The sequence below is a fragment of the Streptoalloteichus hindustanus genome (assembly GCF_900129375.1).
Lineage (GTDB): Bacteria > Actinomycetota > Actinomycetes > Mycobacteriales > Pseudonocardiaceae > Streptoalloteichus > Streptoalloteichus hindustanus.
Genome location: NZ_FQVN01000002.1, coordinates 359654 through 379628, shown reverse-complemented (window position 1 = coordinate 379628; position 19975 = coordinate 359654). Strand labels below are relative to the sequence as shown.

The following is a 19975-nucleotide window of genomic DNA, read 5'->3' as shown; positions in this document are numbered from 1 at the left end:
TGACACCGACAGTCAGCGGGAAGCCCACCCCTGAGGGACGACGCGGAACACGCCGCGCGACCCGCGACAGGACCCGCGACAGGACAACGTCATGTCACGAGTGATGCTGGGACAGCGGAGCGACCCACGCCCGACGATCCTGCCCCGGGGACACCACCCGGGGCCGGCCGAGCGACAGCGGCACAGGCCGGAGCCGGGGCACTGGGGCGAGCCCGCCGCATGCCAGCACCTCACGCGACAGGGCACCGGGCGACAGAACACCGCACGACAGAACGCCGTGCGACAGAACACTGTGTGCGGGAACACAGCCCACGACGGCTCACCCGGCGACCAACGAGGACAACGGGACATGCCCGTGTCCCCACCGAGCACCCGCACCCGGCCCGGGACGAAGGGGAACCGCGAGCGTCCCAGTGGCACACGGGACACCCGCACCGGATCGCCGGCCGCGGGCAGGACGTCCACAGTCTCCCGTGGCCACCGGTCGTGGGAGCCAGAGGCGGGTGTGGACGTCGCGCTCGGATCAGCGGGTGATCATCGCGGCCAGGTCGGCCAGCCTCCTGGCCTGGGCCGCCCGTTCCGCCGCCATCTGCCGCTCCAGGGCCGAACCGCCCCCGCCCCCGCCGACGCCATTGACGCCGTCAGCGCGGTCGGCGGCGTCCGCGAGGAGGGCGAGCGTCTCGCGCACGGCTCCGGCCGGCGGCCGGAGCAGGTCCGCGACGAGGTCGTCGACCGCCCGGTCGAGCTCCTCGCCCGGCACCACGCGGTTCGCCAACCCGATCCGCAGCGCCTCCTCGGCGTCGACCCGGCGGCCGGTCACGCAGATCTCCGCCGCCCTGGCGTAGCCGACGCACCGCACCAGCGGGAGGGTGCCGCCCAGGTCCGGGACGATGCCCAGGCTGGTCTCGGCCATCGAGAACCGGGCGTCGTCGGCGAGGACGCGCAGGTCGCACGCGAGCGCGAGCTGGAAGCCCGCGCCGATCGCGTGGCCGCGCACCGCGGCGACCGTCACCCGCGCCGGATCGCGCAGCCAGGCGAAACCGCGCTGGAACTCGGCGATCGCCGCCTCGATCCGCTCCGACGGCTCGGTGGCCAGCGCGAACAGGCCGGGAACGCCGTCGAAGCCGTCCGGGGTGAACAACCGACGGTCCAGGCCGGCCGAGAACGATCGGCCGGCGCCGCGGACCACCACCACGCGCACCTCGGGGGCGAGCCCCTCCCCCACCGCTCGCAGCGCCTCCCACGTCAGCGGGGTCTGCGCGTTGAGCACCTCCTGGCGATCCAGCGTGATGGTCGCCCGGGCCCCCTCGACGTCCAGCCGGACGCCACCACGGGCCAACAGATCCGATTCGATTGTCGAACCCGGCAAGCCGGTCTCCGATTCGATGTCGTAAACGGTTACTTGTTCACTTCTTCTTGGTCCGGGTGGCGCCACCGCGGCCGCGGAGCTGCACCCCTGACTCCGTGAGCACGCGGTGCACGAACCCGTAGGACCGGCCGGTGGACTCCGCCAGCGAACGGATGCTCGCGCCCTTCTCGTACTTCTTCTTCAGGTCAGCGGCCAGCTTGTCCCGCGCGGCGCCGGTAATGCGGGCGCCCTTCTTCAGGTCAGCCACCATGTCCCGCCTTCCTTCCGAGCAGGTCGGGCCACACTCGCGGCCCCTGTCGCCGCAATGATCGAACACGAAAGCCGTAAACGCCAGGTGATCATGGAAAATCATCGGTGCGTGGTCATCGTGTTACCGCGTGCCGATCATCGGGGCAACAAGATCAACAAAACAGCAACCGGATGTGCGAACCCCGTGCACCAACCGGTTCAGGCGCTGCCCGTCGATCGGGTGGCCCGGTCAGGCCAGCTGGACCAGCTCCAGGTAGTCAGCCGACCAGTGGTCCTCCGTCCCGTCGGGCAGCAGGATCACCCGCTCCGGTTCCAGCGCCTCCACGGCGCCCGGGTCGTGGGTCACCAGCACGACGGCGCCCTGGTAGCCGCGCAGCGCGTCGAGCACCTGCTCCCGGCTGGCCGGGTCGAGGTTGTTGGTCGGCTCGTCCAGCAGCAGCACGTTGGCCGCGCTGGAGACCAGGCCGGCCAGCGCCAGCCGGGTCTTCTCACCGCCGGAGAGCGTTCCCGCCGGCTGGTCGAGCTGCTCGCCGGTGAACAGGAACGTGCCCAGCAGGTTGCGCAGCTGCTGCTCCGGGGCGTCCGGCGCGGCGTGCCGGATGTTGGCCCACACGCTCGCCGAGTGGTCGAGCGTCTCGTGCTCCTGCGCGTAGTAGCCCAGCCGCAGGCCGTGCCCGGCCACGACCTCGCCGGTGTCGGGCTGCTCCATGCCGGCCAGCAGGCGCAGCAGGGTGGTCTTGCCCGCGCCGTTGAGGCCCAGCACGACGACCCGGGAGCCCCGGTCGATCGCCAGGTCCACCCCGGTGAAGATCTCCAACGAGCCGTAGCTCTTGGCCAGCCCCTCGGCGGTGAGCGGGGTGCGCCCGCACGGGGCCGGGTCGGGGAACCGGATCCTGGCGACCCGGTCGGCGGTCCGCTCGGCGTCCAGGCCGGCGAGCAGCTTCTCGGCGCGCTTGGCCATGTTCTGCGCGGCGACCGCCTTGGTGGCCTTGGCCCGCATCTTGTCGGCCTGCGCCATCAGCGCCGACGCCTTCTTCTCGGCGTTGGCCCGCTCGCGGCGGCGGCGCTTCTCGTCGGCCGCGCGCGCCTCCAGGTAGCGCTGCCAGCCCATGTTGTAGACGTCGACCTCGCCGCGGGTGGCGTCGAGGAACCAGACCTTGTTGACCACGGCGGCCAGCAGCTCGACGTCGTGGCTGATCACGATGAGGCCGCCGGTGTGCGCCTTGAGGAAGCCGCGCAGCCAGGCGATCGAGTCGGCGTCGAGGTGGTTGGTCGGCTCGTCCAGCAGCAGCGTGGTGCCGGACTTGCCGCCGGCGCCGGCCTCGGCGGCCGCGAACAGGATGCGCGCCAGCTCCACGCGGCGGCGCTGACCGCCGGAGAGGGTGCCCACCTCCTGGGCGAGCACGCGCTCGGGGAGCCCCAGGTTCGCGCAGATCCGCGCCGCCTCGCTCTCCGCGGCGTAGCCGCCGAGGGCGGCGAACCGCTCCTCCAGCCGGCCGTAGCGGCGGACGGCGGACTCCCGCTCGCGGTCGTCGACCAGCTCGGCCATCGCCGTCTGGGCCTTCTCCATGTCCCGCAGCAGCTCGTCGAGGCCGCGGGCGGACAGCACGCGGTCCTTGGCGGTGATGTGGAGGTCGCCCTCCCTCGGGTCCTGGGGCAGGTAGCCCAGCTCGCCGGCGCGGCGCACCTCGCCGCCGTAGGGCTGGCCCTCGCCGGCCAGGACGCGCAGCGTCGTCGTCTTGCCGGCGCCGTTGCGGCCCACCAGGCCGATCCGGTCGCCGGGCTGGACGCGCAGGGTGGCGTCGGACAGCAGGATCCGGGATCCGGCCCGCAGTTCGAGGTCGGTCACAGTGATCAAGAGAAGACTCCGAGAGATCGTGGCGTCGGGCGGGTAGCGGCATGACCCCCACCGACCGTGACCGGTGGGCTCGACCCGGGCCTAGTCCGACAGCAGAACCACCAACGGGCCAGTGTACGGAGGGTGTTCAACGGATTTTGTGTGCCACCGGTCGCACCGATCCTGGCTACTGGACGGTAACCGGCTCTACAGTGCCGGGTATGACGCAGCCCACCCAGGACTTCTCCGGCCGGTCCGCGCTGGTCACCGGGGCCAGCAGGGGCATCGGCCACGCGATCGCCGCCGAGCTGCTCGCCAGGGGCGCGAGCGTGACCATCACCGCACGGAAGGCCGACGAGCTGCGGGCCGCCGCCGGGACACTCGCCGCGACCGTCCCGGACGGGGCGGAGCGGGTGCTCGCGGTCGCGGGCAACGCGGGGAGGGCGGAGGACCGCGCGGCGGCCGTGGAGCGCGTGGTCGAGCGGTTCGGCCGGCTCGACGTGCTGGTGAACAACACGGGCATCAACCCGGTGTTCGGGTTCCTGATGGAGGCCGACCTCGACGCGGTGCGCAAGATCTTCGACGTGAACGTGGTGGGCGCCCTGGGGTTCGTCCAGCTCGCGTGGCGGGCGTGGATGGCCGAGCACGGCGGCGCGGTGGTCAACGTCGCCTCGGTGGCCGGGCTGCGCTCCTCCGGGGTGCTCGGGGCCTACGGCGCGAGCAAGGCCGCGCTGGTGCGGCTCACCGAGGAGCTGGCGTGGCAGCTCGGGCCGAAGGTGCGGGTCAACGCGGTCGCGCCGGCGGTGGTGAAGACGCGGTTCGCGGAGGCGCTGTACACCGGGCGGGAGGAGGAAGCGAGCGCGGCCTACCCGATGAAGCGGCTGGGTTCGCCGGAGGACGTGGCGCGGCTGGTGGCCTTCCTGGCCTCCGACGGCGCCTCGTGGATCACCGGGGAGACCGTCCGGGTGGACGGCGGGCTGCTGGCCACCGGCTCCCTCGGCTGACCTCGCCGTCCCCGGTACAGCCCCCACCCGCCCTGGGGGGCGACCCCGCGTCCAGCCTATTCCCCCGACCCGAGCGCCCGCGACACCCGAACACCAACTTGTGGACAACCCGGGAGCCTGTGGACAACCTCCGCCACGAGCAGGTGATTTCCCCACCGCACCGGGTGGAACCACACCGCGAGGGGTTCACGGCTCGAAGACGACGACCTCGGCACAGCGGGCGCGTTCCGCGGCCTCGTCGAGGACGGCCCGGCGGGGCTCGGGCACGTCGAGCACCCGGGGCTCGGCGCGGGCGAACAGGGCGGCGAGGCGGCGGTCCTCGCGCAGCGCGGCCAGGGCGGTGCGGTCGCCGCCGAGCACCACCGCGTCCAGCTCCGCCGCGACCGGGAGCAGCACGCGGGCCGCGGTGTCGGCCGCCGCGCGCAGGGATTCCCTGGCCTGCCCCTCCCTGCGGCGCGCGAACCGCTGCTGGGACCAGCCACCGGCCTTGTTCCTGCCGTGGACCTGCCGGCGCTCGGTGGAGGACAGCGCCACCCGTCCGCCCTCCGCGACGCCGACGCTGCACCCACCCAGTCTGACCAGCACCAACCCGATCCGACGCGGGCGCAGCAGGTGCGCAACGAGCGGCTCGACCGCCAGGCCGTCCTCCTCGCGGGGCACCACGTCGAGCGGCCCGAACGGGACGTCGACCTCGACCCGCGCGCCGTCAGCCCCGTGCACCTCCACCCGCTCCGGGGCGAGAACGGTGCGGCGCACGCCGTCGTGCCGCTGCGCGAACCGGTCGAACCAGCTGGCCAGCCGCTCCGGAGCGACCTCCACCGCCCGGCCGCCCCCGGCGACCTGCCTGGTCCGGCTCATCGGGCGGCGACCGCGACCCACACGGGCAGCGGGTGGCCGCTCTCCCCGGGGGTGAGCCGCTGCACGGCGGCGAACCCGGCCTCGGTCAACGCCGAGGACACCTCGTCCGCGGTCAGCACCCGGTGCCGGGTGGAGACCGTCCGCGCGACCTCCCAGCCGCCCTGGTGGCGGACGAGCTGCACGACCTCCAGCCCGTAGCAGGAGCCGTCGTCGGTCCAGTCCCAGAGCTGGACGGTGACCTGCCGCTGCTCGCCGTGGCCGATCACCCGGGGCGGCGGCGCGGTGGGGCGCAGCCGGCGCAGGCCGCCCAGCTCGGGCACGGCCGCGACCAGCAGCCCGCCCGGCCGCAGGGCGCTCCTGGCCGCGCCCAGCGCCTCGGCCAACGCGCCCTCGTGGGCGAGCCGGGGCAGCAGGTCGTCGCCGGCCCGCACGACGTCGACCGGCGCCTCGACCGCGCCGTCGACGAGGTCGAGCAGGTCGACGGCGTGGAGGGGGCCGTCGCCGAGCACGCAGTGCGCGACCTCGACCAGCGCGTCGCCGGGCTCATCCACCGGCAGCACGTCGTCCCCCTGGCCGACGCCGCCGGCACCGAGGGTGTCGGGGGCGGGCCGTTGGTCGAGGGCGGACGCGGTCGCGGTCACACCCCACAGCGTATGGGCCCCCCTCGGCGGGGCGGGCGCGGCCCCGCGAACGCCCACGACTGTCCACTGTGGACTCCGATTCGGCGGCTGGGTCGGCGGCCGAACCACCCTAGGAGCGCGGTGACCGCGCCGGCAGCCGCTGTCCGGGTGATCACGGTGATCACGGTGATCAACACCGGCGGTCAGAGCACGAACGCGTCCGTCCAGAGCTGGCCGGTGCGGCCGGACAACGCCTCCATCATCGCCACGGCCTGCGTGTCGGTGAGCGAGGCGACGAAGTCCACCACCCCGCGGCCCCTGGCCAGAGCCCGCACGGCGTCCGCTCCCCTCGGCGCCTCGCCGGTCGCCCCGACCAGCAGGTCCGGCTCGGCGGCGGCCAGCCGCGCGTACTCGTCCCCCGCCAGCTCCACCAGGTCGTGCAGGCGGCGCGGCAGCCGGGACGCCTCGTGCCGGTCGGTGAGCCACTGGTCCAGCGCCTCCACCAACGCGGTGAGCAGCCGGGCCTGCCCCCGCTGGTGCAGCGCCAGGTCGGGCCGGGCGAGCACGAACCGGTGGTGGACGAACTTCAGCACCTGCACCTCGTGCCAGTGCTCGGTGGTGAGCACGACGTGCGCGGCCCGGGGATGCGGCTCGGCCAGCACGGCCACGCCCTCGCACAGGCGCGCGGTCCAGCGCGCCGAGAAGTCGGCCACGGCCTGCTCGGCCTCCACCGAGCCGTCGAACGGCACGGCGAGCAGCCCGTCGACCAGCTCCTTGCGCACCGTGGAGACGGCCGCGGCGAACGCCTCGTCGTCGACCAGCCACGAGTCCTTGCCGTGCAGCTTCCGCCGCAGCAGCTCCAGCGACCGGCCGGGCCGGCGGGACTGGGCCTCCAGGCCGGCGCGGTCGAGGCCGGCCAGCTCCAGCGCGCCCTCCTGCCACGCGCCCAGCTCGGCGGAGACGGTGGCGTGCTGGAGGACGCCGACCCGGTGGAAGTCCTCCAGGTCGTGGATCGCGTAGGCGACGTCGTCGGCGATGTCCATGACCGCCGCCTCCACCGTCTGCTGCCAGGGGTCGACCCGGCCGGCGAACGCGGCGCGGCACTGGACGAGGTCGTCCAGCTCGGTGACGTAGACCGAGAACTTCGCCGACCCGGTGCCCGGCAGGTCCGGCGGCTCGCCCGCGCCTCGGGGCGGGACGGGCATCGAGCGGGGGTGCGGCCGGGGGTGCGACAGCCGGGTCCAGGGGTACTTGAGCGTGGCGGCCCTGGTCGCCGCGGTCAGGTCGAGGCCGACGGCCGAGGGGCCGCGCACGTCGGTGGTGGTGATGATCCGGAAGGACTGGGCGTTGCCCTCGAAGCCGTCGGGCAGGCCGAACCGGTGCCGGGCCACCCGGTCGAGGACCTGCTCGCCGAGGTGGCCGAACGGCGGGTGGCCGAGGTCGTGCGCCAGGGCCGCGGCCTCCACGACGTCCGGGTGACAGCCGCCCAGTCCGCGCAGCAGGTCGGCGGTGCCCGGGTCGGCGGCGAGCCGCTCGGCGACCGCCCTGGCGACCTGCGCGACCTTGAGGCTGTGCGTGAGCCGGTTGTGCACCAGCAGGCCGGAGCCGGTTGGGCTGACCACCTGGGTCACCCCACCCAGCCGGGCGAAGAACGGCGAGCTGGCCACCCGGTCGCGGTCGACCCGGAACGGGCTCGCCACCAGGTCCGCCGGCGCGGAGGCGCGTGCGCGTCGCTCGCCCGTGGAGCGACGCACCACCCGCGGATCGACCCCGTGATCGCTCATGCCCCGACGTTAGTCCGCCAACCGGGCGAACGCGGGGCGGGGCCGCGCGGCGTCGGCCGTCTCACCGGGCGGGCCGCAGCGGCCCGGGACGACGTCCTGGATCGTCCTGGATCCCCGCGCGACGGGCAAACAGAACCGTCTCCGACGGCGAAAAAACATCCCATCATCGTTTGATTAACCGTCAGAAGGTCACACATCCGAGCGGCGGGCAGTTCCACGCCAAGCGGGGCCGCCCCAGAACGAGGCCACGACTCCTTTCGGATGTCGTATACGATGTGCGGCTAGTTTTTGTTGCAACCAACCCCAAAACCGGGGCATCGCGGGAAATGTCACCGCTTCCCCGGGCGCGACCGGACGGACAGATTTCGGAAACGTCACCAGGCCGACCGGGGAACGCCCGGAAGCGTCATCACCTGACGCCGACGGGTGGGGGCGCACCGTTTCGGTGAACGATGCCTCGTTCGGAGGACCGCTCCCCTACGCTCCTCGGATTTCCGGGTCGGGTCGGGGAAACACCCGCCCCGGCCACCGCCGGCGCCCGCCCCGCCCCCGTGATCTCATGCCGGGGTGGACGTGCTCGTCATCGGCGCCGGCCCCGCCGGCACCGCGCTCGCCGGGGCCTGCGCCCGGCAGGGTCTGCGCACCGGCCTGCTCGACCCCGCCCCCGACCGACCGTGGCGGGCCACCTACGCCGCCTGGCACGAGGAGCTGCCGCCCGAGCTGCCCGCCGACGCCATCGCGGTCACCGCGCACCGCACACGCGCCGTCGCGGTCGGCCCCCACGCCCTCCCGCCCTACGCCGTGTTGGACAACGAGCGGCTGCGTGCCCACCTCCGCCACCCGGGCATCACCGTCCACACCGGACGGGCGACCCGCGTGGTCCACTCCGCCACCGACAGCACCGTGCACATATCCAGCGGGCACCACCTCGTCGCCGCGGTCGTGGTCGACGCGACCGGGGCCGGCCGCTCGCTCACCGGCGGCCCGCCCCGCGGCGACGTCGCCGAGCAGACCGCCGTGGGCGTCACCGTGCCCCGGGAGTGGGCGGCTCCCCTGCTCGACGACGCCGACGCCCTGTTCATGGACTGGCGGCCCGCGCCGAACCAGAGCGGCGGCGCCCCCACCTTTCTCTACGCGTTGCCGATGCCGGGCGACCGCGTCCTCGTCGAGGAGACGTCCCTGGCCCGGCGGCCCGGCCTGCCGCTGTCCGTCCTGCGCCGGCGGCTGCGCGCCCGGTTCGCGGCGATGGGCCGGGACCTCGACCAGCTCGACGGCCCCGAGGAGCGGGTCCGGTTCCCGCTGGACCTGCCGGCGCCCGGCCCCAGCCGGGTGGTGGCCTTCGGCGCGGCCTCCGCCCTGGTGCACCCGGCGACCGGGTACAGCCTGGCCACGGCGCTGACGTTGGCGCCGAGGGTGGCGCGCGCGGTCGCGGAGGCGCTGCCATCGGGCCCCTCCGCCGCGGCCGCCGCCGCCCGGCGCGTCGTGTGGCCACCCGCCGCGCTCGCCGTGCACCTGCTGCGCCGGCGCGGGCTGGAGGTGGTGCTCGGGCTCCCGCCGTCCGGCCTGCCGCCCTTCTTCGAGGCGTTCTTCCGGTTGCGCCCCGACCACCGGCGGGCCTACCTGTCGCACCGGGAGGACCTCCAGGGGACGGTCGCGGCGATGGCCGGGCTGTTCGGGTCCGCCTCGTGGCGTCTGCGGGCGCACCTGGCGCTGGGCGTGCTCGGTCTGCGGCTGCCCGACCTTCCCGGGGTCCGCCCCTGAGAGTCCGCCCCTGAGCCCGAGCAGCTGGGCCGCGCCCGTTCACCAGGCAGATCAGGCCTCACGCCCACCACCGGTCACCCGGACAGAGCAGCGCCCGATGGGCCAACGGAACGCTTCGGTAAACAGATGGTGAAACCGCAGGCGGAGGGCTCGATACCCCCTGGTGGGTTGGGCAGCATGGGCACGTGCCTGCGGTGCTGGATCAGGTCCGCTTCGCCTTCCAGCCACTGGTCAACCTCAACACCGGCGGTGTCGTGGCCATGGAGGTCCTGGCCCGCCCGGCCAGCGGTCACGTCTACGACCTGCTGCGTGACGCGGCCGAGGATGACCGGTTGGCCGAGACCGACGTCGAGCTCGCCGTGCGCGCCCTGGCGGCCGCCGGCGAGCACGAGACACTGCTGCCCCTGCACCTCAACGTGCTCGCGGACACGGCGAGCCTGGGGGTGGTGGCGTTCGAGCCGCTGCGCGCGGCCGTGGCCGACCAGGGCCGGAGTCTGCGCGAGATCACGCTGGACATCGGCGGGGTGTTCGCGCACCTGCCGAGGAACCGGCTGCTCGACGGGCTGGCCGAGCTGCGGGAGGCCGGCTTCCGGCTGTCATGGGACGGGGTCGGCGAGGTGGACTGCCCGCTGAACCTGCTCGCCGAGGTCGCCCCCGACCTGGTCAAGATCGACCGGTTCCTGGTCGGCGGCCTGCCCCACGACCCGGCGCGGACGGCGCTCATCGAGGCGCTGCTGCACTTCACCCAGCGCACGCACGCCGGCCTGGTCGCCAAGGGTGTGGAGGCCGAGCACCAGCTCGCCAGTCTGCGCCGGCTGGGCGTGCACCTGGTGCAGGGCAGCCTGCTGGCCCCGGCCGCGCGTCGCCCGGTCGAGCGGGTGTCCATCGCCACGCCGGTGGTCGAGGCCACCGACACCGGACTCATCCGGGCGCCCGTGGTGATGGCCGGGCCGAGGGTGACCGAGTTCCTGCAGCCCGCGGTCGCGCTGCCCGTCTCGGCCACGGCCGAGGCGGTCCGGAAGGTGCTCGCCGACCGGCCGACGGTCACCGGCGTCGTGCTCGTCGACCCCGAAGACCGTCCACTGTGGACGATCGACCGGAACCGGTTCCTGCTCGCGGTGACCGGCCCGTACGGGCACGCCCTGCACGCCAAGCGCGGCGCGGAGCGCCTGGCCGACCGGCCCCGCGCCGTCGGCAGCGCCGCCACCGCGATGGAGTTGCTGGACGCGGTGGCCCGGAGCGAGCCGGACCGGCGCTACGACGACGTGGTGGTGGTCGACGACGCCGGGCGGTGCCTCGGCGTGGTGCGGATCAGCGACATCGTGCGCGGCGTGGCCGAGCTGAAGGTCGAGGAGGCCGCCGCGCTCAACCCGCTGACCCGGCTGCCGGGCAGTGACGCGATCAACCGCGACGTGCACCGGCGCATCGCCGCCGGCGAGGTGTTCGCGGCGTGCTGGCTGGACGTGGACGGCTTCAAGCGGGTCAACGACGGCGCGGGCTTCGCCGCCGGCGACGACCTGATCCGCTCGATCGGCAGGAGCCTCACCGACGCGGCCGCGCCGTTGCGGTCGGTGTTCGTCGGCCACGTGGGCGGCGACGACTTCCTGGTCGTGGCCGACCTGGACGACCTCGTGCCGTTCGCGACGGCCGTGCTCGACGTGCCGAGGTCGGTCGACGACATCGCGGTCTCGCTGTCGCTGGCGACCCTGGTGTGCGCGCCGGGCAGCGTGGCCGACCACCGGGAGGTCTCCCGGCTGCTCGCGCCCCTGAAGCACCAGGCGAAGGCGCTGCGCGGGTCGAGCTGGGTGCTGGGCCGCCCGGGGTCGCCGAGGGTCGACGTGCTGCGCGGAGCGCCCACCGGCACGCACGCCCGCCAATCCGCACGCGCCAGCCGGCCGGTCGGCGGCGTGGCCTGAGGGAGGCGCGGCTAGCGCCCGAGTGACTCGCGGAGCGCGCGGAACTCGGCGGCGAGGTCGTCGAGCTGGTAGTTGGCGTTGAGCCCGCTGGGGTTGGGCAGCACCCACACACCGGCGTCGGCGAGGTGTTCCGGCTGGGGGCCGGTGCGCGCCCTCCGGTTGCCGAAGGCGGTGCGGTAGGCGGTGATGCCCACCATCGCCACGATCTTGGGCCGGTACTGGCGCGCGAGCTCGGCGAGGCGGACCGCGCCCGCGCGCAGCTCGTCGTCGGACAGCTCGTCGGCGCGGGCGGTCGCCCGGTTGACCATGTTGGTGATGCCCAGCCCGCAGTCGAGCAGGAGGTGCTGCTCCTCGGGGCGCAGGAGGCGGGGCGTGAAGCCGGACCGGTGCAGGGTGGGCCAGAACCGGTTGCCGGGCCGGGCGAAGTGGTGGCCGGTGGCCCCGGAGTACAGGCTCGGGTTGATCCCGCAGAACACCACGTCCAGGCCGGGTGCGATGACCTCGGGGATCGCCCGGTCGCGGGCGGCCTCAAGCTGGTCACGTGTCGGACGGGTCACTGGAGGCAGTCTCGCACGACCCGCCCGCCGACGGGGCGCCGCCCGCCGGCCCGGTGCGAGCCCCCGCACATCACCGACCCGGGGACGGGTTTCACCCGGCCAGGGCTGCCCCCGAGCGCCCGAAATGTCAGACCCGCGCGCCATGATCTAAAAAGGGGGTTCCCCCCGCTTCAGGCCAGTAGATGGTCCCCCGGGCACGGCTGCGGGTCTCGGGGCACGGGCGGGTCGCGGTGGCGAACCGGCGCGAGCGACACTCCGCGCGGACCGGCCCACTGTCGACTGTGGACCGATTCAGCGGACTACCGCTCGCTCAGAAGGCGTCGCCGCCGGCGAACTGCTCCTCCAACTGGTCCGCGGTGCCGGCCACCAGGCTCATCGGGTCGACGAACTCGTTGAGGTCGAGGTTCTCCAGGGGCAGCGAGTGCCGGACCACGACGTGGTCCCCCATGATCGCCGCGCCGCCGGCCACCGTCGCGCTGCCGATCTCCTCCAGCAGCCCGACCAGGTCGACGTTGGCGACCAGACCGCACGGCGAGGCGATCTGCACCCACTCGTGCCGGCGGTCCAGCACCTCCCGGCTGAGCACGACGAGCTGGCTGCGCTCGTCCTCGAACTCGACCAGGACGCGCACCTCCCCCTCGGTCGCCGCGACCACCGTGTACTCCTCGTACACGAACCTGACCAGGTCGTCCCACGACGCCATGCCGCGTCCCCCTTGGCGCTCAATGATCAACAAAAGCCCCGGCGGCCCGAGAGTAGCCGCCATATCCGATCACGGAAAGCAACTGATGGGGCGGCACGCGGTGACCATGGTGTGACCAGTCCCACGCCACCGTCGGCGGCGCGCGTGACGTTGCGGACGGGGGCCACTGGCCAGCGCGGACGGGGACTAGCATCCCCGCCAAAAGCATCCCTTGAGGGGAAAGGAAGTCATGGCCAAGGCTCCTGTCAACGTCACCGTCACGGGTGCGGCCGGCCAGATCGGCTACGCCCTGCTGTTCCGCATCGCCTCGGGTCAGCTCCTCGGCCCCGACACGCCGGTGAAGCTGCGACTGCTGGAGATCCCGCAGGCGGTGAAGGCCGCCGAGGGGACCGCGATGGAGCTCGAGGACTGCGCGTTCCCGCTGCTTCAGGGCATCGACATCACCGACGACCTGGCGAAGGCGTTCGACGGCACCAACGTCGCGCTGCTCGTCGGCGCGCGCCCGCGCACCAAGGGCATGGAGCGCGGCGACCTGCTCCAGGCCAACGGCGGCATCTTCAAGCCGCAGGGCCGCGCGATCAACGACCACGCCGCCGACGACGTCCGCGTGCTGGTCGTGGGCAACCCGGCGAACACCAACGCGCTCATCGCGCAGGCCAACGCCCCGGACGTGCCGGCCGAGCGGTTCACCGCGATGACCCGGTTGGACCACAACCGCGCGCTGTCGCAGCTCGCCGGCAAGCTCCAGGTGCCGGTGTCCGAGATCCGGAAGATGACGATCTGGGGCAACCACTCGGCCACCCAGTACCCGGACCTCTTCCACACCGAGGTCAACGGCAAGACCGCCGCGGAGCAGGTCGAGCAGGAGTGGCTGCGCGACACCTTCATCCCGACGGTCGCCAAGCGCGGCGCGGCCATCATCGAGGCCCGGGGCGCGTCCTCGGCGGCGTCGGCGGCCAACGCGGCCATCGACCACGTCTTCGACTGGGTCAACGGCACCCCCGAGGGTGACTGGACCTCGGCCGCCATCCCGTCGGACGGCTCCTACGGCGTGCCGGAGGGCCTGATCTCCTCGTTCCCGGTCGTGTCCCGCGACGGCCGCTGGGAGATCGTCCAGGGCCTGGAGATCGACGCCTTCTCCCGCGAGAAGATCGACGCCTCGGTCGCGGAGCTGGCCGAGGAGCGCGACGCCGTCAAGGAGCTCGGCCTGGTCTGAGCCGCCCACCGGCGCAGCACGTCCGTGCCGCCGGCGAGGTCGTCCTCGCCGGCGGCACGTTCACGTCAGCCACCAGAAGCGCCGTGCCCCAACCCCTCTGACACCTCTGTCCACTGTGGACATCCGTCCACAGTGGAGGCTCGACGGTCAGAGCAGGGGACGCAGGACGGAGTAGGCCCACGACGCGAGAGTGGTCGGCGTCGTCGTGACGACGGTTCGCGACTGCTCGCGGACGAACCCGTCCCGCTGCCCGGTGGACATCCCCATGATCCCCTCGACGAGTCCGTCGCTCATGCCCGCTCCCCGCAGGGCGCGACGCATCTCGTCGTCAGGAATCTCCTGGGCGCGCAACGGAACACCCGTGGCCTCGGCGACGATGGCGGCGGCCTGCTCCCAGCTGAGGTCCTCGGGCCCCTGCACACCCTGCACCTGACGACCCGACCAGTCGGTGGCCAGCAGGCGCAGCGTGGCGACCTCGGCGATGTCACGCGGGTCGACCCACGCCATCGGGTGATCCACCGGCAGGACGATCGGGATCACCCCGGCGCGGATCGCGTCGAGCTGCATCAGCAGGTTGGTGAAGAAGAACCCGCAGCGCAAGTGCAGCACGGAAGCGCCCGTGTCGTCGAGCGCCTCCTCGGTCCGCGCGAGCCCGTCGATCTCGCCCATGCCGTGCCGCTTCTCGGCGCCGATGCTGCTGAGGAAGACCGTGCGGGCGATGCTGTTCTCCCGCACGGCCGCCGCCGCGTTCGCGCCGACGCGGGCGTACTCCCCCGCCGGGTCGTCGGAGCCGGCGGGCGGGTTGACCCAGAACAGGGCCTCCACACCCTCGGTCGCGGTCACGACCGCGTCGCGGTCCCGCTGGTCGACCACGGCGACGTCCACCCGCTCCCGGACCGCCGGGTCCAGCCGCGCGGGATCGCGCACCAGGACGGTGGGACGGAGGCCGCCACGCAACAACATCCGGACGACGTGCTGGCCGACGTTGCCGGTCGGTGTGGTGACCGCGATACGCATCAGTGCGACTCCTCACTGTTGGGATTCGGCCCGACGCTAGAAGGAGATCCGGTCACCACCTGTCCGCGACCGCATCCGCGCGCCGTGATTCGCACAACGCCCCGTCCGGCCCCACGTGACGATCTGTCCCCCCGATGTGCTGGGCCGTCCGTGCCACATCTCTGCGCCGTCTGACGGAAAACCGGGCTACGACAGGGGTTGCCCTCCCGAACTCGGAGGAAACTCACCTCACGCGCCTCCCGGCGCCCCTCACTGCACAAGGGGGTGATGCTCGTGCCCACAGTCACCGCGTCGAGCAACCAGGGAAGCATCGAGCACCCGCGAGGTGCGCGATGAGCGACAGAGTGGTCTCGCTCGTGCGCACCCTCGTCCCCAGCGTCTGGGGAACCGTCGTCGCCTGGCTCGTCGGCGTCGGCCTGCTGCCCACCAACCTGGCCGACGACGCCCGCGGCCTCGCCACCACCGTCCTCGTCCCGGTCGCCATCAGCGGCGTCTACGCGGGAGCCCGCTGGCTCGAATCCCGCCCCTGGATGCCGACCTGGCTCTCCCGCCTCCTCCTCGGCTCCACCCGCCAACCCACCTACGCGCCACCCGCCGCCTAGCCCACCACCCGACAACCCTGACAGAGACGGCAGAAGAACGAACCCCAAGAAGACGACGGCGGCGAGGACCACCGAGGTCCCCGCCGCCGAACTTCGAGTCAGCCCAGGTCCAACCGCCCGGACTTCACCTTGCCCACGAACGCCACGAACGCGGTCCGAGGGAAGAGCAACATGGGACCCGAGCGGTTCTTCGAGTCCCGCACCGCCACCTCTGCCGTCACCGGGGCCACCTCAACGCAGTTGCCCCCACCAGTGGTACGAGACGAAGTCCTCCACCTGGCCATCTCCATCTACTCCAGCTCCTTCAGGCGGCACTCGACTACCCGACGGGACTCGTCGACGTCCAAGGCACGGTCGGAGAGCTGCTCCGCAACCGTCTCGTACCTGGCGACGTCCGGTGCCTCGTCGACGTAGATTCCACCAGTCAGAGTGTCCATGTAGACGATCGGTGTCGAGATCGGAAACCTCAGCAGCGTGTACGGCGTAGCGAGAGCAGCATGAGCACCGACAGCGGTAGGAAGCACTTGTAGGACGATGTTCGGCGCTGTGGTCACGTCGAGCAGGTGACGAAGCTGCGCTTGCATCTGTTCGGGACCACCTATCGGCCGACTCAGCGCGTACTCGTCCAGAACCACGGTGAGGGCCATGCCTTCCAACAGGCGCGACTGTCTCTTCATGCGGACGGCGACGCGTGCGTCGAGAACAGCTGGGTCGAGGTCGGGAGCCCAAGCCGAGATGACCTGACGGGCGTACCGCTCCGTCTGGAGCAACCCAGGGATCGCGTCGATCTCGAACTCGAAGACGCTGGTGGCCTCCGCCTCCAAGGAGACGTAGTCGACGAACCAGCCAGTGAGGGCGCTGACGTAGCTGGACCACCAGCCGCGTCGAACGGCCGCACGCGCCAGCTCCAGGAGTTGTTCGCGGATCTCGGCTGGCGCCGAGTAGAGCTGGCACAGCGCGATGACATCGGGGAGGGAGACCTTGGTGGCGTCCTCCGTGTTCTCGATCCGGTACACCTTCGCCCTGCTCATGTTGAGCTCGTGCATCACGTCCTCGATGGACGCGCCTGCCTGCTCGCGGAGCTTCCGCAGTCCGAGCGCGAGACGACGTCGCCGTACTGAAGGTCGCTTGCCTTGGGGCACGTGCACACAGTACGGGCCCCGGCTTTTCACGAACGGGTGATGACCTGCGAAATCTCATGCGAAGACGTTGCACAGCAAGACTTCGCATGGGAGCTTACTCGCCATGAGACGCCGGACGCGGCTCCTCACCTTCTGTTGAGGCTTCTGCGGCTCCTCCAGCCGCGCACCCACTGCCATAGGGGCAACCTCATGGACCTCGATAGCTGGCACCTGCTTGAGTACTTCCACCTCAACCGCGGGGTGCGCGTGCTCGTGCACCGCGAGCGGATCAACGACAGCGGCTTCTACATCGGTCGCACAGCGGCGAGGCAGGCCGGCACCACCGCCAAGGACTACGCGCGGGATCTCGCCGAGGAGTTCTTCCAGAAGCACCCGCACCTCTGCGCCGACAAGCAGAGATGGCTGCTCGTCGTGTGGCGTCTGGACCGGAAGAACGACCAGCAGCGCGACAAGGTCTGCGAGGTGAGGGGCACCAGTGGGCAGGCACCACCCGAAACCGAGCTGGCTGGACCGGCGTTGGCGGGAGGAACCCCGCCGTGAGGGAATCTTCCACCTGGGCGGTATTCCGTGGGCGGAGGCTGACGCCCCCATGCCCGTCCACCACTGCCGTCCGCAGACCGTGGACCTTCCCCGCGACGTCCAGATCTGCGCGTGCGGCGGATTGTCCGATGTGGACGGATCACGCTGGCACGACGTGAACAGCCGCAGAAGGCGTTAGTATCCAACGACTTCAAGGGTAGAGCGGGTCATTCCCACCCTCGGCACTGCTCGCGCCGATGCTGCCACGTTGCCGATGTCGCAACCGCGGCTCAGACCTGCACATCCCTCGAATCGGTGACACGAGCAGCTTTGCCAGTCTGACATATGGATTAATGCGCTACACCCTTCGCGGGAATGTTCCTCGCGGGGAAACACCACAGCACGCGAGTGCGATAGACAGGAGACGTTTCCCGTGTCACCAGAGGTGTCACGCTGCCAGGCGGGACGGGACATGCGCGAAGCGAGCGGCGAGGGCGACGACGCGACCCTTGGGTCCACTGTGGACAACTTTGCGCGCGCTCGCCTGATCGGCACGAACGTCCAGACCGGCAACATCCAGGGTGGTTTCCACCTCCATCCTGGAACCACCCCACCGACGCCCCCGGTGCCGCGTCAGCTTCCCGCGCCCCCGTTGACGTTCACCAACCGGGACGAGGAACTCGACCAGCTCGACGAGTGGTTCCACCACTCCCCGACCGGGCCACTCCTGGTGGTGATCACCGGGATCGGGGGGATCGGCAAGACCGCTCTCGCCCTCCGATGGCTGAGCCTGCACAGGAACGGCCTGCGCGACGGACAGTTGTTCGTCGACCTGAACGGGTTCGCCCCGGTTGGCGTGGCCGCCAAACCGAGCGACGTACTCGGTGGTTTTCTTCGGGCGCTCGGGGTGTTTCCCGAGAACCTGCCCGCCACCCTGGCTGACCGGGCGTCGCTCTACCGCAGTCTCACCGCCGACAGCTCCCTCGCGATCTTCCTGGACAACGCCAGAACAGCGGCCCAGGTCCGTCCGTTGCTGCCCGCGTCGCCGCACAGCATCGCTCTCGTGACGAGCCGGTGGCGCCTGGGCGGTCTGGCGCTGGACGGAGCCCGCTTCCTCGACGTGGTCCCGCTGGAGGACGACGCCTCCGTCGACCTGTTGAGCAAGGCGGTCGGCGCCCGCGTCAACCAGGAGCCGGATCCGGCCCAGGAGCTGGCCCGGCTCTGTGCCGGCCTGCCGATCGCCCTGTCACTCCTGTCCGCCCGACTGTCGGACCGTCCCGGCTGGCCACTCTCACGCGTGGTACGGGAACTTCACGACGAACGACGTCGGCTCTCCTCCCTCGCGTCCGAGGACGACCTCTCCCTGAAGGCGGTGTTCGACCTGTCCTACCGCACGCTTCCGCCAGAACTGGCCCGTGCCGCCCGACTGCTCGCACTTCACCCCGGTCCCGCTTTCGGGCTGGAAGCGGCCACAGCCCTCCTCGGGACCGACAGGGACGACGCGCTGCACCAGGTCACGGAGCTCGTCCGCGTCAACCTGCTGCACGAGGACGTCCCCGAACGCTTCCGGTTCCACGACCTGGTGCGGATCGACGCCGCAGAGCGCGCAGAGGCCGAGGACCCGGTCGAGGAGCGGGACGAGGCTCACCGCCGCGTCCTGAACTGGTACCTGGAACGAACGATCGCCGCCGACCTCGTCGTGCGCCCAACGCGGGTTCGGGTCGGGCCCGGTTACCAGAACGCCCGCGACGCCGAACCCGGGTTCAACTCCCGCAACGAGGCGTTGGCCTGGTTGGGGCTTGAGCGCTCCGCTCTGTTCGCCGCCGTCCGGCTGGCCACGAGCAAAGGATGGGGCTCGCTGGTCTGGCAGTTCTGCGAGGCGCTGTGGAGCGTGTTCCTCCAGTACCGGCCCTACAGCGACTGGATCGCGTCCCACCGCTCCGCGATCGACGCCGCGAGGCGTGAGCGGGACCCGTTGGCCGAGGCCCGCATGCGCTGCCAACTCGCGGCCGCGTACCTCGACCTGGAGCGCTTCGGCGACGCCGAGGGCGAGGGCCGGGTCGCCCTGCGCCTCGCCCGTGAGATCGGGCATCCGCCCACCGAGTCGACGGCGCTGGAACAGCTCGGCGTGGCGGCGTGGGGGCGCGGCGACCTCCCGCTCGCCCTCGACCACCTACGGCGATCCGTCGTCATCTCCGAGGCGCGGAACCAGACTCGCGCCGTGGCGATGCGACGCCGCCAGATCGGACAGGTGCTCGTCGCACTGGATCGCTGCGAAGAGGCTGTCCAGGAGCTCACCACCGCGCGCGACATGCTCGTCGGAGTCGGGGACCAGTTGGGCGAGGCCCGGGTCCTCACCTCTCTCGGCGCTGCCCACTTCCGCGCCGGCGACACGGATCGCGCCACGGCCCTCCTCGAACGCGCCGTGGCCATCCTGACCGAGCACGGCACACCCTTCTTCGAGGCCGAGGCCCGAGTCGAGCTGGGTGAGGTCGCCGCGGCAACCGGCGACCTCACCACCGCTCACGAGCACTGGACGACGGCCGAGCGTTACTACCGCCGCTGGGGCAACCCGCTCGCCGAGCGTCTCCGACACCGGATGGGGTGGGAGACGGACGACGTGCGCCAGGACCCGAGCTGACAACCAGCCCCTTCCACGTCTCCCCAGGCCAAGGGAGCCTGGACGACATCGGACGGGCGAAGAGCCGCCAGGTGGTGCCCGGCCAGAAGCCAGGCGTAGGCGACCGCCCCTACTGCCGCGGCATCGAGCCGGCGCCCAGGCCCGCCACGCAGAACGGCACGCTGGCCGTCCCTGCTGTGT

At 72.2% G+C, this 19975-nt stretch carries 18 protein-coding genes; 7 read left to right on the top strand and 11 right to left on the bottom strand.

Annotation, left to right across the window (positions count from 1 at the left end):
* Positions 1-523: 523 nt before the first annotated feature.
* The 3 genes from BUE43_RS07195 to BUE43_RS07185 all read right to left on the bottom strand — a co-directional run bounded on the left by BUE43_RS07195 (position 524) and on the right by BUE43_RS07185 (position 3476).
* The gene (locus BUE43_RS07195) at positions 524-1339 is read right to left on the bottom strand and encodes an enoyl-CoA hydratase/isomerase family protein (protein ID WP_234995585.1); all 816 of its coding nucleotides are present in this window, start codon (positions 1337-1339) and stop codon (positions 524-526) included.
* Positions 1340-1406: 67 nt separating this feature from the next.
* Positions 1407-1616 (bottom strand): helix-turn-helix domain-containing protein, encoded by a 210-nt coding sequence (locus BUE43_RS07190; RefSeq protein ID WP_073480963.1) that lies wholly within the window; start codon positions 1614-1616, stop codon positions 1407-1409.
* Between the two features lie 231 nt (positions 1617-1847).
* Positions 1848-3476: an ABC-F family ATP-binding cassette domain-containing protein gene (locus BUE43_RS07185; RefSeq protein ID WP_073480595.1), complete on the bottom strand. Its 1629-nt coding sequence runs from the start codon at positions 3474-3476 to the stop codon at positions 1848-1850.
* 200 nt (positions 3477-3676) lie between these two features.
* Here BUE43_RS07185 and BUE43_RS07180 point away from each other — a divergent pair, with 200 nt between their 5' ends.
* Positions 3677-4459 (top strand): SDR family oxidoreductase, encoded by a 783-nt coding sequence (locus tag BUE43_RS07180; RefSeq protein ID WP_073480594.1) that lies wholly within the window; start codon positions 3677-3679, stop codon positions 4457-4459.
* 186 nt (positions 4460-4645) lie between these two features.
* Here BUE43_RS07180 and BUE43_RS07175 read toward each other — a convergent pair whose 3' ends face one another.
* The 3 genes from BUE43_RS07175 to BUE43_RS07165 form a co-directional block, all read right to left on the bottom strand.
* A complete protein-coding gene (locus BUE43_RS07175) occupies positions 4646-5317 on the bottom strand; it encodes an acVLRF1 family peptidyl-tRNA hydrolase (protein WP_073480962.1) in 672 nt (223 codons plus the stop codon).
* Positions 5314-5958, bottom strand: coding sequence for a hypothetical protein (locus tag BUE43_RS07170; protein ID WP_234995584.1), 645 nt, complete (start codon positions 5956-5958; stop codon positions 5314-5316). The genes BUE43_RS07175 and BUE43_RS07170 overlap by 4 nt, the downstream gene beginning before the upstream one ends.
* A 182-nt stretch (positions 5959-6140) precedes the next feature.
* Complete coding sequence (locus BUE43_RS07165; protein ID WP_073480593.1) at positions 6141-7721, bottom strand: deoxyguanosinetriphosphate triphosphohydrolase family protein; 1581 nt, start codon at positions 7719-7721, stop codon at positions 6141-6143.
* Between the two features lie 567 nt (positions 7722-8288).
* Here BUE43_RS07165 and BUE43_RS07160 point away from each other — a divergent pair.
* Complete coding sequence (locus tag BUE43_RS07160) at positions 8289-9482, top strand: lycopene cyclase family protein (protein ID WP_143174006.1); 1194 nt, start codon at positions 8289-8291, stop codon at positions 9480-9482.
* Between the two features lie 185 nt (positions 9483-9667).
* Entirely contained in the window at positions 9668-11398 is a 1731-nt protein-coding gene (locus tag BUE43_RS07155) for a GGDEF domain-containing protein (protein ID WP_073480592.1), read from the top strand.
* Positions 11399-11409: 11 nt separating this feature from the next.
* On the opposite strand, the gene mug is transcribed toward BUE43_RS07155, so the two are convergent.
* Together mug and BUE43_RS07145 are read right to left on the bottom strand one after the other, a co-directional pair.
* The gene (mug, locus tag BUE43_RS07150; RefSeq protein ID WP_073480591.1) at positions 11410-11955 is read right to left on the bottom strand and encodes a G/U mismatch-specific DNA glycosylase; all 546 of its coding nucleotides are present in this window, start codon (positions 11953-11955) and stop codon (positions 11410-11412) included.
* Between the two features lie 310 nt (positions 11956-12265).
* A complete protein-coding gene (locus BUE43_RS07145; protein ID WP_073480590.1) occupies positions 12266-12658 on the bottom strand; it encodes a type III secretion system chaperone family protein in 393 nt (130 codons plus the stop codon).
* Between the two features lie 229 nt (positions 12659-12887).
* Here BUE43_RS07145 and BUE43_RS07140 point away from each other — a divergent pair, with 229 nt between their 5' ends.
* Positions 12888-13874, top strand: coding sequence for a malate dehydrogenase (locus tag BUE43_RS07140; protein ID WP_073480589.1), 987 nt, complete (start codon positions 12888-12890; stop codon positions 13872-13874).
* A 147-nt stretch (positions 13875-14021) separates the two neighbouring features.
* Here the strand turns inward: BUE43_RS07140 and BUE43_RS07135 are convergent, their stop codons facing one another.
* Positions 14022-14891 (bottom strand): NAD(P)H-binding protein, encoded by an 870-nt coding sequence (locus BUE43_RS07135; RefSeq protein ID WP_073480588.1) that lies wholly within the window; start codon positions 14889-14891, stop codon positions 14022-14024.
* Positions 14892-15223: 332 nt separating this feature from the next.
* Here BUE43_RS07135 and BUE43_RS07130 point away from each other — a divergent pair, with 332 nt between their 5' ends.
* Complete coding sequence (locus tag BUE43_RS07130; RefSeq protein ID WP_073480587.1) at positions 15224-15493, top strand: hypothetical protein; 270 nt, start codon at positions 15224-15226, stop codon at positions 15491-15493.
* 98 nt (positions 15494-15591) lie between these two features.
* Here BUE43_RS07130 and BUE43_RS07125 read toward each other — a convergent pair whose 3' ends face one another.
* Together BUE43_RS07125 and BUE43_RS07120 are read right to left on the bottom strand one after the other, a co-directional pair.
* Positions 15592-15777 carry a DUF397 domain-containing protein gene (locus tag BUE43_RS07125; protein ID WP_200797401.1) on the bottom strand — a complete coding sequence of 62 codons (186 nt, stop codon included), beginning with the start codon at positions 15775-15777 and terminating at the stop codon, positions 15592-15594.
* A gap of 6 nt (positions 15778-15783) precedes the next feature.
* Positions 15784-16635: a helix-turn-helix domain-containing protein gene (locus BUE43_RS07120; RefSeq protein WP_073480585.1), complete on the bottom strand. Its 852-nt coding sequence runs from the start codon at positions 16633-16635 to the stop codon at positions 15784-15786.
* A 189-nt stretch (positions 16636-16824) separates the two neighbouring features.
* Between BUE43_RS07120 and BUE43_RS07115 the strand changes: the two genes are divergently transcribed.
* A complete protein-coding gene (locus BUE43_RS07115) occupies positions 16825-17175 on the top strand; it encodes a hypothetical protein (RefSeq protein WP_143174005.1) in 351 nt (116 codons plus the stop codon).
* Between the two features lie 451 nt (positions 17176-17626).
* Complete coding sequence (locus BUE43_RS07110; RefSeq protein WP_143174004.1) at positions 17627-19795, top strand: tetratricopeptide repeat protein; 2169 nt, start codon at positions 17627-17629, stop codon at positions 19793-19795.
* Positions 19796-19975: the final 180 nt, after the last annotated feature.